Raw genomic sequence first — 12,083 nt, 5'->3', positions numbered from 1 at the left:
GCATGCCGCTCAAGCGTCTGATGTGGGCACTGCCGACGCTGTTCGGGGTGCTGGTGGTGGTGTTCGTGCTGCTGCGGCTCGCACCCGGCGACCCGATCGCGATGATGATCGGCCCGGGTGCGACGCCCGATGACATTCGCGCGCTGCGCACGCTCTACGGTTTCGACCGCAGCGTGCCCGAACAGTTCGTCATCTACCTGGGCCAGGCCGCGACCGGGCAGTTCGGCCAGTCGATCACGCTCAAGCGCGACGTGCTCGAACTGGTGTTCGCACACCTGCCGCTTACGCTCGAGCTTTCGCTGCTGGCGCTGGGCCTGGCCATCCTGATCGGCGGCAGCGCCGCGCTCACGGCCGTGGCGTGGCGCGGCACGGCCGTCGAGCGGGCCATCGACCTGGTCACTGGTTTCGTCACGGCCATCCCCGACTTTCTCTGGGGTCTGGCCGGGGTGCTGTTCCTGGGGGTGCTGCTGCCGGTGCTGCCGGTCTTCGGCCTGCTCGATCCGGCGTTGCGCTTCGATCCTGCATCAGGCTTCATGCTCGGCGAGAGCCTGCTGCGTGGGCGTCTGGACGTGTTCGGGTCGGCGCTTTATCACATGCTGTGGCCGGCGTTGTCGCTTTCGCTGCCGCTGGCCGCGATGATCTCGCGCGTGCTCAAGGCATCGCTGCTGGAGGTGCTGGCGCAGGACTACATCCTGATCGCGCGGGTCAAGGGGTTCAGTCCGTGGCAGGTGCTGTGGCGCGAGGCGCTGCGCAATGCGCTGGGGCCGGCGCTCACGCTGACCGGCGTGCAGTTCACCTTTCTCATCGGCGGCACGGTGCTCATAGAGCGCCTGTTCGGGCTGCCGGGCCTGGGCAACATGGCGATCGATGCGGTGATCAACCGCGACCTGCCGCTCATCCAGGGCATCGTGCTCACGTTTGCGTTGCTGTTCATCCTGGTCAACCTGGCGGTCGACGTGCTCCACACCCGCATCAACCCGAAGCTGCGTCGATGAGAATGAAACTGCATTTCCAGAAGCGGGCGTGGGCAGGCGCGGTCGTGCTTGCCCTCGTGCTCGTGTGCGCGCTCTTCGCACCGTGGCTCGCGCCGCACGATCCGCTCGAACAGGACCTGATGGCCGCCAGCCTGCCGCCTGCCTGGAGCGCTGGTGGCGAGGCCTCGCATCCCTTCGGCACCGATACGCTGGGCCGCGACATCCTCTCGCGCCTGGTTCATGGCGCGCGCCCGGCCATGATCGTCGCCGTCGTGGGCGCCACGCTGGCCGCATTGATCGGCACCGTGCTCGGCCTGTGGGCGGGCTTTCATGGTGGCGCGGTCGATACGGTGGTGTCGCGGCTGGTGGATGTCTGGATGTCCTTCCCAGCGGTGCTGTTGTCGATCGTGCTGGTGGCGGTGATCGGCACAGGGCTGGGCTCGGTGGTCCTGGCGATCGCCATCATCGACTGGACGCGTTTTTGCCGCGTGGTACGCGCCGAGACGCAGGTGCAGGCGAGCCTGGACTACGTGACGTCGGCACGCACCATCGGCCAGTCACGCAGCGCGACCCTGTGGCGCGAGGTGCTGCCCAACGTGGCACCGCTGCTGCTGACGCTCTTCACGCTCGAGATGGGCATCGCCGTGGTGATCGAGGCCATCCTGTCCTTCGTCGGCCTGTCGGTCTCGAGCGACATGCCGACCTGGGGCGGGTTGGTGCAGGAAGGCAGGCTGTACGTCAACCAGACGCCCTGGCTGCTGGGCTTGCCCATCGCGGCCATTGCAGCCACTGTGCTGGCCTGCAATGCACTGGGCGATGGGCTGCGCGCGTCGCTCGACCCGCTGCTGGAACGGTGAGCGTCCCATGATTGCCTGCATCGACATCCAGGGCCTGCATTTGGGTTTGCGCGCGACGCGGCGGCGGCCGGCGCGTCTGCTGCTGCGTGGTATCGACCTGTGCATTGCGCCTGGCGAGGTGCATGCGCTGGTGGGCGAATCGGGCGCGGGCAAGAGCATGGTCGGGCGGACCGTGCTGGGCATCGCGCCTGCAGGCACCGAGGTGCTGGCCGGCAGCGTGCACTTCCAGGGCGAGGACTGGCTGGCCAAGACCGAGGCGCAGCGCCGCGTGCGCCTGGGCCGCGACATCGCGTTGATCCCACAGGACCCGCTGACCGCATTGAACCCGGGTCACACCATCGGCGCGCAGGTGGGCGATGTGCTGCGCCTTCACCTGGGCCACGATGCGGCGCAGGCGAGGGCGCGCACCCTGGAACTGCTCGACGCAGTGCAGATCCGTTCTCCGGCATTGGTGGTCCGGCAGTATCCGCACGAGCTTTCCGGTGGCATGCGCCAGCGTGTGCTGATCGCCATGGCCTTCGCCTGCAAGCCCAAGCTCATCATCGCCGACGAGCCGACCACCGCACTCGACGTCACGGTGCAGCGCGAAGTGCTGCGGCTGCTGCGCGACCTGCTGCGCGACCTGCAGCGCGACGAGGGGGCGGCCGTGCTCTTCATCACGCACAACCTTGGGCTGGTGGCGCGCCTGTGCAACGCCGTCAGCGTGATCCATTCGGGCCGCATCGTCGAGCAGGGTGACGTGCGCGGCATCATCGAGCGCCCGCGGACGGCCTACACGCGCGCGCTTTTTGCCGCGACGCCGCGCTACGACCGTCCGGCCAACGCGCTGCGCCCTATCGAAGACGATGTGACCGACGCCCTGTGGTCCGAGGCCAGGGCCTACGACGACAACTGGTGGGCAGCACATGGCTGAGGACGCAACAAACCCGCTGCTGGACATCCGCGGCCTGAGCCTGGCGTTGCCGGACCTGTCGCGTCGTCGGCCATGGTTCGGACGCGCACCGCTGCGGCCCATCCTGCACGACATCGACCTGCGGGTGGAAGCTGGCGAATGCGTGGCGCTGGTGGGCGAGTCGGGCTCAGGCAAGACCACGCTGGCGCGCACGGCCATGCGGCTCTACGAACCGCAGCAGGGCGACATCGTGTTCGGTGGCCGGGAGATCACGCGCATGGGCGAACTGGAACTGCGGCCGTTGCGCGCGCGCATGCAGATGATTTTCCAGGACCCGTTGTCGGCATTGAATCCACGCCGCCGTGTGGCCGACATCGTGGTGCAGCCGCTGCTGAGCTACGGCCGGCTCGGGCCGTCGCCGGACCGCGCCCTGTGCGCAGACACTGCACGTGCGTTGCTCGCGCAGGTGAGCCTGCCGCCAGAGTTCGCCTCCCGGTATCCGCATGAGCTCTCCGGCGGCCAGCGCCAGCGCGTGGGCATCGCGCGCGCCATCGCGCTGCAACCCGACCTGATCGTGGCCGACGAGATCGTTTCGGGGCTGGACGTTTCGACGCAGGCGCGCATCCTGCTGTTGCTGCGCGACCTGCGCGCGCGCCTGAACATGGGCATGATCTTCGTTACGCACGACCTGTCGGTGGTGCGGGTGCTTTGCGATCGTGTGGTCGTGATGCGTGCGGGCCGCATCGTCGAGCAGGGTGCGACCGAGGCCGTGTTCGCAAATCCGCAGCACCCTTACACGCAGGCATTGCTCGAAGCCATCGCGCTGCCGGACATCGACGATGCCTGGCTCGACCGCGCATGACGGGAAATGTCGCATGCCGGACATTCCCGCAGGGATAATTGCTCCCCATGGAAATCATCAGCTTTCTCATCGACTTCATCCTCCACGTCGACAAACACCTCCAGGAGTTCGTCATCGCCTATGGCCCCTGGGTCTACGCGCTGCTCTTCGTGATCGTTTTCGTGGAAACGGGCGTGGTGGTGATGCCCTTTTTGCCGGGCGATTCACTGCTGTTCATCGTCGGTGCCCTGTGCGGCATGGGGCTGATGAGCTTTCCAATCGCCTGCGCGGTGCTGATCGCCGCCGCCATCCTCGGCGACCAATGCAATTTCTCCATTGGCCGTTACCTCGGGCCCAAGGTGTTCCAGTGGGAGGATTCGCGCTTCTTCAACAAGAAGGCATTCAACCAGGCGCACGCGTTCTATGAGCGATATGGTGGCGTGACCGTCATCCTGGCGCGGTTCATGCCCTTCATTCGCACCTTTGCGCCTTTCGTGGCGGGTGTGGCCGATATGAACCGGGGGCGTTTCACGCTCTTCAACGTGGTAGGAGCGCTGATCTGGGTGCTCGGTATTGCGACGGCGGGTTACTTCTTCGGCAATCTGCCGTTCGTGCGGCAGCATCTGGACAAGATCATCTGGGGCCTGATCCTGGTGCCTGGGCTGATTGCCATTTTCGGAGCCTGGCGCGCGGGGCGTGCCGAAAAGGCAGCAGCGCCTCAAACCTGAAATTACGTTGCGGGGCGAGTCGGCAGTCCCGCCATTGAAAAAGCCGTGTCGATGACACGGCTTTTTTGCGGGCGCTTGGCAGTCTTCAATAGCGCGGCTGGTCGTTGTAGTAGCGTTGCTGATTACGTTGGTCGGAATTCTTGCCGACCTCGTTGCCGATGAGGCCGCCAATGGCGGCGCCACCAACCGTGGCCGCCGTGCTGCCGCCCAGGACGTTACCGAGCACGGCACCGCCGACGGCACCTCCGGCCACGCCCATTTGTTGATTGGGACCGGTACCGGCGCAGCCGACCAGGGTCATTGCGGATGCCGCAGCGGCGGCAGCGAACCAGAGACGTAGCTTCATGATGAGCACCTTTCGGGGAGTGATGTCATCATTGTCGCGAACCCTCGCGCCTACGCTGTAGGAAGCCGCCGTGGTCCCATGACCGTGATCGTCGCCGTTCGAGCGCCGCGCCTGTCACAACTGACGGCTGCGCGCCAACGGCGGGTTCTGCGCAAAGTAGCGCTGGATGCCGCGCATGAGGGCGTCGGCAAGGTTCTCCTGGTAGCTCGTGCTGCGCAGATTGGCTTCTTCCTCCGGATTGCTGATGAAGGCGGTTTCCACCAGCACGCTCGGAATGTCCGGCGCTTTCAATACCGCGAAGCCAGCCTGTTCCACTGCGTTCTTGTGCAGTCGCGCGCCGATGCTGCGGATCTCGCCCAGCATGGCACTGCCGAGCTTCAGGCTGTCGTTGATCTGCGCCGTGGTGCTCATGTCGAGCAACGCGCGCTGCACCTGCACTTCGTGGTCGCCCACGTTCACGCCGCCGACCTTGTCTGCCTGGTTTTCCTTGTTGGCCATCCAGCGCGCGGCGCTGCTCGAAGCACCCGACTGGCTCAGCGCGAACACGCTCGCGCCGCGCGCCGCCGGCGTGGTGAACGCGTCGGCATGGATGCTCACGAACAGGTCGGCCTGCACGCGTCGTGCCTTCTGCACGCGCACGCCCAATGGCACGAAGAAGTCGGCATCGCGTGTGAGAAAGGCGCGCATCGGGTTGCCGTTGACCGTGCCGGCATTGATGCGGTCGCGCAGCCGGTGGGCAATCAGCAGCACGATGTCCTTCTCGCGTGTGCCGTTCGGCCCGATGGCGCCAGGGTCCTCGCCGCCGTGGCCCGGATCGAGCGCCACGATGATGATGCGGTCGGTGCGGCTGGCGGTGGCGGTACCGGGCGCCGCTGGCCGTGGCCGTGTGCTGGCCACAGGTGGTTCTGCGCCCGTGGGGGGCATGGGCAGCGGCAACCCGCCGGCCATCGGCGGTGGCGCAGGCCGTGCCGAGGGTGTGGGCGGAATGACCGGCCCGGGCCGGGTCGCCTGCTGCGCCATCAGTTCGCCCAGCGGGTCGACTGCGGGCGGCGCTGGCGACGGTGCCGGCACGCCCGGCGGCGGTGGTGGTGGCGAACCGGCCACGGCCGTGCGCGGCGCATCACGCAGACGCTCGGCGATCAGCGCTTCGAGCGGGTCCACGCGCTGCTCCGGGTACAGGTCGAGCACCAGCCGGTGGCGGTAGGCGGCCACCGGTGCCAGCGAGAACACCTGCGGCTGCACGGCCTGCTTCAGGTCGAACACGATGCGCACGACATTGGGCGAGAACTGGCCCACGCGCAGGCCGTCGATGTAAGGGTCGCCCGGCTTGATCTTGCCGACCAGTTCCTTGAGCGCCGGATTGAGCTCGATGCCCTCGATGTCCACCGCCAGCCGGGGCGGGCTGCCGACGACCAGTTGCTGCGTCTGCAGGCGGCCGTCGGACTCGATGGTCACGCGGGTGTAGTCATTGGCCGGCCATACGCGGACCGCCATGATGGTGGCGCCCCGTGCAATCTCCTGCACCCCGAGCAGGAGAACGAGGCTGCCTGCCTGCAACAGGGTGCGCCGCTGCGCGGCTGCAGTGCCCTTCATGCCTGCGCGGCCGCCAGCAGCGTCTGGCCGTGGGCGGTATGGGCTCGGAGGGTCACGGTACGGGTGTCGTCTGTCATGGTATCGATGTGGATGGCAAGGTCGGCCGGTGGAATGTGGCCGGTCGCGTTGTCGGGCCATTCGGCAAGCTTGAGTCCAGGCCCCGCGAAGATGTCGCGAAAACCCGCATCTTCCCACTCGCGCGGATCGTTGAAGCGGTAGAAGTCGAAATGGTAGATCGCCAGGCCATCGGGCGCTTCGTGCGGCTCGACGACCGCGTAGGTCGGGCTCTTGATGCGTCCGGCAATGCCCAGCGCGCGCAGCAGGTGGCGCACGAAGGTCGTCTTGCCGGCGCCCAGGTCGCCATGCAGGGCGACGAAGGCGTTGCGCAGTGCGGGCAGTGCGGCGAGCGCGCGCGCGAAGGCGTCGGTGTCTTCTTCGCTGCGCCAGGTCAGCGAGGCGCTTTGCGTTTCTACAATCGGCGGGTGATTGGCAGCCATCAACTCGTGCTTCGGATTCAGGCTTTGGCCCGGGAACTCGGATTCTCCCAAATCGGGATCGCGGGCGTCGATCTGTCGAGCGCCGAAGCCGGTCTGATGCAATGGCTGGCCCAAGGGTTCCATGGCGAGATGAATTACATGCAGGCCCATGGCTTGCGCCGCGCCCGCCCGGCCGAGCTGGTGCCCGGCACCGTGTCGGTCATCACCGCCCGCATGGACTACCTGCCGCGCGACACGCCCGATGACTGGCAGGCGGTGGAGTTTGCGCGGCTGCAGCGGCCGGGCGAAGGTATCGTCTCGCTCTATGCACGAGGGCGGGACTACCACAAGGTGCTGCGTTCCCGGCTGGCCCGGCTGGCCGAACGCATCGCGCAGGAGGTCGGCCCGTTCGGCCACCGGGCCTTCACCGATTCCGCGCCCGTGCTCGAGGCCGAACTGGCGTCGCGCAGCGGCCAGGGCTGGCGCGGCAAGCACACGCTGGTGCTCGACCGTGATGCAGGCTCCATGTTCTTCCTGGGCGAGATCTACGTCGACATGGCGCTGCCGCCGAGCGAGCCTGTCACGCCGCACTGCGGCAGTTGCCGCGCCTGCATCGACGTGTGCCCGACGCAGGCGATCGTTGCACCGCACCGCCTGGACGCGCGGCGCTGCATTTCCTACCTGACCATCGAGCACAGCGGACCGATTCCGCTGGAACTGCGATCGCTGATCGCCAACCGCATCTATGGCTGCGACGACTGCCAGCTCGTCTGCCCCTGGAACAAGTTCGCCAAGAGGAGCGCCTTGCCCGACTTCGATGCGCGCGATGGGCTCAGTGGCAGCCAGTTGGCGGCGCTGTTCGCGTGGACCGAAGAAGAGTTCCTGCGCCACACCGAAGGCAGCCCGATCCGCCGCATCGGCCATGAACGGTGGCTGCGCAACGTTGCCGTGGCATTGGGCAATGCGTTGCGCGGCGGGGCGCCGGGCACACGCGAGGCGCTGGCCACGCGCCAAGCCGATGCGAGCCCGCTGGTGCGCGAGCATGTGGCCTGGGCCCTCGCGCAGGCCAATGCGGTGTGAAAAAGAAAAAACCCGCCGTAGCGGGTCAAGGACAGCCCCCGAGGGAGGGAGAGGTGCATTGAATTGGGCTGTCGGGGTCCAGTGTCCTGGCACCGGCTTAAGTGAAACTTAAAGGCGCGGTAAGCGATCGCTTCAGCCTGCAACGCACCATCGGCCCGACGCGGTGCACACCGTGGCAACCGCACCATTCACCCGGACCTGCTCCTCGTCGATCATGGGCCCGATGACCGGCACCACGTCGAAATTGATCTTCAGCGCCTGTGCGACGCGGGCGTCTTCGATGGGCAGCTCCCAGGTCAGGAAGACCTGCGTACAGTCCGTGCCGGCAAAGTCCGCGGCATCGAAGCCACCTTGGCTGCTGTTGCTGCGCCGGATCACCGCATGCGGCTGGCAGGTGTCGAAGACCAACACCGTGCCGCGGGTGAGCGGGATGCGGTCGCCGGTGCCTGGAAAGTGAACGTCGAACGCCTGGTCCTCGCTCAGGAAGAGATTGCAGAAGGCCGCGCCTGCGTACAGCGCGCCGTCGTGGTGGTAGCGTGCGCCGCGGCAGGCCATGAGGGCGACGTCGCACGAAGCCAGCAGATCGCCCAGGCCGATCGCGCCGGTCCAGCGGGCCGCGGCCTGCACCGCCTGCCGGTACGCCGGCCAGCGCATGCGGGTGCGTGCCAAGGGAAGTGTGTCGACGTCCCCGGGCGCCAGCGTCGTGGCGGTTTCCCGTGCCCAGTGCGCCGCCAGCCAGGCGGGCGGCGTGGGCACATCCACCGTGCCGGACCGCACGATGGTGCTCACGCTGCGGCTGCGCACGGCGTCGCCGCTCCCATAGTGGGAGACGAGAACATCGGGCGCGCGATCATTGGGGCTCATCGCGGCGAGTGTAGTGAGGCGATGGAAAGACGTGCGGGCTGGTGCACCGATCGCAGGCCTCTAGAATTCGCGGGCGCGACATCCGCGCCGAGAACAGGGCGCCCATGACCGACACGCAAGAACTTCCCGACCGCAGCGTCGAACCGACCCAGCCAGCCAAGACGCAAGCCGATCCGGTGACCCGCATCGACCAGCTGCCCGACGAGACCAGGTTGCCCGCAGACCTCGCCGCGCTGTACCTCTACATGTCTCCGGCCCAGCTTGCGGAACTGCGTGCGCCCAAGCGCACCGACGGGCGCGCGGGCAGCGGCCCGGCGCGCATCCAGCATGTTGAAGCCGGTGCCGCAGCGCAGAAGCAAGCACCGCTGTACACGCTGGCTGTGCTGCGCGACTTCGCGAAAAAGCACCCGCCGACCTACGCTTTCGACCTCGCCCTGAACGCCGGTTCGCTCGGGTGGACCACGGTCAAGCTGCCGTTCTTCGCCGAACTCGAACCCCGCATCAAGCGGGGTCGCCGCGTGCTGATCGGTGGCGTGTGGGACCGGGCCGATCCCTTGCGCGAGCAGCATTTCATCGCGCTCATGGCGGGCCGCATCCGCTTCGCCTGGCTGACCTGTTCGGAAGCCGCGACCAGCCTGTGGGCCGACCCCGCCAGCCATCGTGCCTTCGCCGACAAGGGCCTGGCATTGCTCCGGAACGAGGTGCAGGGCATCGAAGCGGCATTGCAGGCCACCGATGAACTGGCCGCAGGCGCAACGGCCGCAGCCACCTGACGCCGGCCACGTCCACCCTGTTTGTCATACCACAGGACCCCGACCATGCACATCGCCATCCTCACCTTCGAGGGCTTCAACGAACTGGATTCGCTGATCGCCCTGGGCATCCTCAACCGCGTCAAGCGGCCCGGCTGGCGAGTGTCGATCGCGAGCCCGTCGGCGCGCGTGCGCTCGATGAACGGCGTGGTGGTCGAATCCCAGGCGTCGTTGCAGGATGCCAGCACCGCCGATGCCGTCATCGTCGGCAGCGGCATGCAGACCCGCGAGGTGGTCGCCGATGCGGCGCTGATGGCGCAACTGCAGCTCGACCCGGCGCGGCAACTGTTGGGTGCCCAGTGCTCGGGCGCGCTGGTGCTGGCCCGGCTGGGCCTGTTGGCCGACGTGCCGGCCTGCACCGACCTCACCACGAAGCCGTGGGTCGAGGCCGCCGGTGTCGCCGTGCTCAACCAGCCCTTCGTGGCCCATGGCAACGTGGCCACCGCAGGTGGATGTCTGGCATCGCAGTACCTCGCGGCCTGGGTCATCGCGCGGCTGGTGGGCGTGGAGGAAGCCAGGAGTGCGATGCACTACGTCGCGCCCGTCGGTGAAAAAGAAGAGCACGTGGCGCGCGCGATGCGCAACATCGCGCCGTACCTGGATGTGGCGCCTGCTGCCTTGGCGTGAGGTCGGTGATGACGTTCGTGGCATGCTGCGGCGCATGAAGCTCACGCGCTGCCGGACCTGGGTGTCGATGCTGGCCGTCATCAGCCTGACGGGCTGCGACTTTTTCACGCCCGAGCCCGCGGACCCCTTGCTCAGAAAGCGCGCCATCGCGATCCGCGAGGCGCCGCCCGAGCTGGTGTTCGATGGCAAGCTCGCGGGGCAGCCCGTCTTCCTGATCGTCCACGACTGCGAAGTGTTCAGCGTGACGCGAGCCCCCGGGCAGGCGGCCGCCGAGTGGACCAGCCTGGTCAAGCCGGAGTTCTATCCCTTCTTCACGGCCTGCGTGCGGGAGTCGCTGAGCTTCGATGGCCGTGTCATGACCGCCGTGCTGGGGCGCCAGGCCATCGGCGCCGGCGGCTGCTGTGCGAGCGGTGGTACCTACCGCTCGGTGGATGGGCAGGTCTGGAAAAAGGACTAGGCGCGAGACCGGTCACTCGTCGTGCGAATCGTGCGTTGCCGCGGTCCCGCGGCGCCAGTAGCCCGAGGCACGAACCCATTTCGGGTTCGCCTTGCATTCGTTCACCAGATGCGCACGCAGCGCCTTCGCTGCGGCGGACTCGCAGCCTATCCACGCGTGGAATGCGCCAGTGGGAAGCTGCTTGCGCCGCAGGGCTTGCAGCAGCGGCGATTCGGCCGCAGGGTCGGCGGCAATGCTGCCGCGATGTACCCAGACCACTTCGACCTGCGCTGCCGGGCTGGGCAGCGGCACCTGGTCGGCAGCGCCATCGACCTCGACGATCACCAGTGCGCGGCCGTCGGCAGGCAGTTCGGCCAGGCGGCGTGCAATCGCGGGCAGGGCCGTGTCGTCGCCGATCAGCAGGTGCCAGTCGAAGTTCGTGGGCACGATGAAGGAGCCGCGTGGCCCGCCGACGCCCAGGCGTTGGCCGGGGGTGGCCTGTTCGGCCCAGCGCGTGGCCGGACCGGCTTCATGCAGCGCGAAATCGATGTCCAGCGTGCGGGCTGCTGCGTCGAAATGCCGTGGCGTGTAGTCGCGCATGACGGGCTTGCGGCCTTCCGGCCATACCGGACCGTCGGGGCCTGCGGTGGGCACTGTCAGCTCGCCGGTCTGCGGGTCCGGAAAGAAGAGCTTGGCGTGGTCGTCGAAGCCCGGGCTGTGGAAGCCTTCGAGGTCGTCCCCGCCAAGGGTCACGCGCACCAGGTGCGGCGTGACGCGCTGCACCCGCAGCACGTCGAGCACGCGAAATCGCAGGGTGTGGCGCACGCGCTGTGGGGTGCGGTCGGCTTCGGTATGGGAGGCGAGGGGGGTGTTCATGGTCGTTGTCCTTGCTTTGTCCTGGGTGTGCTCAGATCTGTTCGAGTTGCTGGGCGGCGCTGTCGAGCACTGCGGCGAAGGCGTTCGCCTGCGCGGGTGTGAGTGGCTCGCCCGACAGGCGCATGCGCATGGCCAGCTTGAGGTTTTCGATCGCGCGCATCACCTGCGGCGGGCGGCCGCCACGCGGACCGGCGCCGTCGACGCCACTGTTCATGCGCGCCATCAGTTCATCGGTGAGCGTGCGGTTGGCTTCGAGGAACTCGCGGCCGCTGTCGGTGATGCTGTAGCGCCTGCGGTTGCTGCTGCCGTCGGCTGCATCCACGCTCAGGTGGCCCAGTTCCTCGAGCAGCGTGAGGCTGGGATAGACGATGCCCGGACTGGGCGCGTAACTGCCGCCAAGGCGGTCTTCGATCGCCTTGATCAGCTCGTAGCCATGCGCCGGCTTGTCCGCGATCAGTTGCAGCAGCACGAAGCGCAGGCCGCCATGGCCAAAGATGCGACCGCCGCGGCCACCCCCACCCCCTCCGTGCCGCCCGCCGCGCGCGGTATCGCCTGCGGGCGCGCCGCCGGACAGGCCGTCCCCATGTTCTCCGCGTCGAATTCGTAATCTGAAATGTGCGTGTCTCATCGAGACTCCTTTAGAAACTATCTGATCTAGTAAAGATATATCTAAAATAAGTC

The 12,083-nt window shown here is 67.5% G+C and carries 15 protein-coding genes; 9 read left to right on the top strand and 6 right to left on the bottom strand.

Annotated features, from left to right (window positions below):
- Positions 1-2: 2 nt before the first annotated feature.
- Genes J2W36_RS18430 through J2W36_RS18410 form a run of 5 tightly spaced genes read left to right on the top strand, consistent with a single transcriptional unit; the run spans position 3 to position 4,292 of the window.
- Positions 3-995 (top strand): ABC transporter permease, encoded by a 993-nt coding sequence (locus J2W36_RS18430; protein ID WP_307691214.1) that lies wholly within the window; start codon positions 3-5, stop codon positions 993-995.
- Positions 996-997: 2 nt separating this feature from the next.
- Positions 998-1,831, top strand: a complete 834-nt coding sequence (locus J2W36_RS18425; RefSeq protein ID WP_307691213.1) for an ABC transporter permease — start codon at positions 998-1,000, stop codon at positions 1,829-1,831.
- A gap of 7 nt (positions 1,832-1,838) precedes the next feature.
- Complete coding sequence (locus tag J2W36_RS18420) at positions 1,839-2,744, top strand: ABC transporter ATP-binding protein (RefSeq protein ID WP_307691212.1); 906 nt, start codon at positions 1,839-1,841, stop codon at positions 2,742-2,744.
- The gene (locus J2W36_RS18415) at positions 2,737-3,585 is read left to right on the top strand and encodes an ATP-binding cassette domain-containing protein (RefSeq protein WP_307691211.1); all 849 of its coding nucleotides are present in this window, start codon (positions 2,737-2,739) and stop codon (positions 3,583-3,585) included. Before J2W36_RS18420 ends, J2W36_RS18415 begins: the two co-directional genes overlap by 8 nt.
- A 47-nt stretch (positions 3,586-3,632) precedes the next feature.
- Entirely contained in the window at positions 3,633-4,292 is a 660-nt protein-coding gene (locus J2W36_RS18410; RefSeq protein WP_307691210.1) for a DedA family protein, read from the top strand.
- Between the two features lie 85 nt (positions 4,293-4,377).
- Here J2W36_RS18410 and J2W36_RS18405 read toward each other — a convergent pair whose 3' ends face one another.
- The 3 genes from J2W36_RS18405 to tsaE all read right to left on the bottom strand — a co-directional run bounded on the left by J2W36_RS18405 (position 4,378) and on the right by tsaE (position 6,728).
- On the bottom strand, positions 4,378-4,638 hold the full coding sequence (locus tag J2W36_RS18405) for a YMGG-like glycine zipper-containing protein (RefSeq protein ID WP_307691209.1): 261 nt from the start codon (positions 4,636-4,638) through the stop codon (positions 4,378-4,380).
- A gap of 114 nt (positions 4,639-4,752) precedes the next feature.
- On the bottom strand, positions 4,753-6,231 hold the full coding sequence (locus J2W36_RS18400) for an N-acetylmuramoyl-L-alanine amidase (RefSeq protein WP_307691208.1): 1,479 nt from the start codon (positions 6,229-6,231) through the stop codon (positions 4,753-4,755).
- Complete coding sequence (tsaE, locus tag J2W36_RS18395) at positions 6,228-6,728, bottom strand: tRNA (adenosine(37)-N6)-threonylcarbamoyltransferase complex ATPase subunit type 1 TsaE (RefSeq protein ID WP_307691207.1); 501 nt, start codon at positions 6,726-6,728, stop codon at positions 6,228-6,230. The genes J2W36_RS18400 and tsaE overlap by 4 nt, the downstream gene beginning before the upstream one ends.
- Here tsaE and queG point away from each other — a divergent pair.
- On the top strand, positions 6,714-7,787 hold the full coding sequence (gene queG / locus J2W36_RS18390) for a tRNA epoxyqueuosine(34) reductase QueG (RefSeq protein ID WP_370869349.1): 1,074 nt from the start codon (positions 6,714-6,716) through the stop codon (positions 7,785-7,787). The genes tsaE and queG overlap by 15 nt on opposite strands.
- 132 nt (positions 7,788-7,919) lie before the next feature.
- Here the strand turns inward: queG and J2W36_RS18385 are convergent, their stop codons facing one another.
- The gene (locus tag J2W36_RS18385) at positions 7,920-8,651 is read right to left on the bottom strand and encodes a hypothetical protein (protein ID WP_307691206.1); all 732 of its coding nucleotides are present in this window, start codon (positions 8,649-8,651) and stop codon (positions 7,920-7,922) included.
- Positions 8,652-8,755: 104 nt separating this feature from the next.
- Between J2W36_RS18385 and J2W36_RS18380 the strand changes: the two genes are divergently transcribed.
- Genes J2W36_RS18380 through J2W36_RS18370 form a run of 3 tightly spaced genes read left to right on the top strand, consistent with a single transcriptional unit; the run spans position 8,756 to position 10,547 of the window.
- Positions 8,756-9,424: a hypothetical protein gene (locus J2W36_RS18380; protein WP_307691205.1), complete on the top strand. Its 669-nt coding sequence runs from the start codon at positions 8,756-8,758 to the stop codon at positions 9,422-9,424.
- Positions 9,425-9,469: 45 nt separating this feature from the next.
- Positions 9,470-10,090, top strand: a complete 621-nt coding sequence (locus J2W36_RS18375; protein ID WP_307691204.1) for a DJ-1/PfpI family protein — start codon at positions 9,470-9,472, stop codon at positions 10,088-10,090.
- A gap of 34 nt (positions 10,091-10,124) precedes the next feature.
- Entirely contained in the window at positions 10,125-10,547 is a 423-nt protein-coding gene (locus J2W36_RS18370) for a hypothetical protein (RefSeq protein ID WP_307691203.1), read from the top strand.
- Between the two features lie 12 nt (positions 10,548-10,559).
- On the opposite strand, the gene J2W36_RS18365 is transcribed toward J2W36_RS18370, so the two are convergent.
- Together J2W36_RS18365 and J2W36_RS18360 are read right to left on the bottom strand one after the other, a co-directional pair.
- Entirely contained in the window at positions 10,560-11,402 is an 843-nt protein-coding gene (locus tag J2W36_RS18365; RefSeq protein ID WP_307691202.1) for a siderophore-interacting protein, read from the bottom strand.
- Positions 11,403-11,433: 31 nt separating this feature from the next.
- The gene (locus J2W36_RS18360; protein ID WP_307691201.1) at positions 11,434-12,030 is read right to left on the bottom strand and encodes a PadR family transcriptional regulator; all 597 of its coding nucleotides are present in this window, start codon (positions 12,028-12,030) and stop codon (positions 11,434-11,436) included.
- Positions 12,031-12,083 lie beyond the last annotated feature (53 nt).

Origin of the sequence: Variovorax ginsengisoli (assembly GCF_030811835.1) — a bacterium.
Taxonomy (GTDB): Bacteria; Pseudomonadota; Gammaproteobacteria; order Burkholderiales; family Burkholderiaceae_C; genus Variovorax; species Variovorax ginsengisoli_C.
Note: the sequence above shows the minus strand (reverse complement) of the source record. Positions and strands in the feature narration are given on the sequence as shown.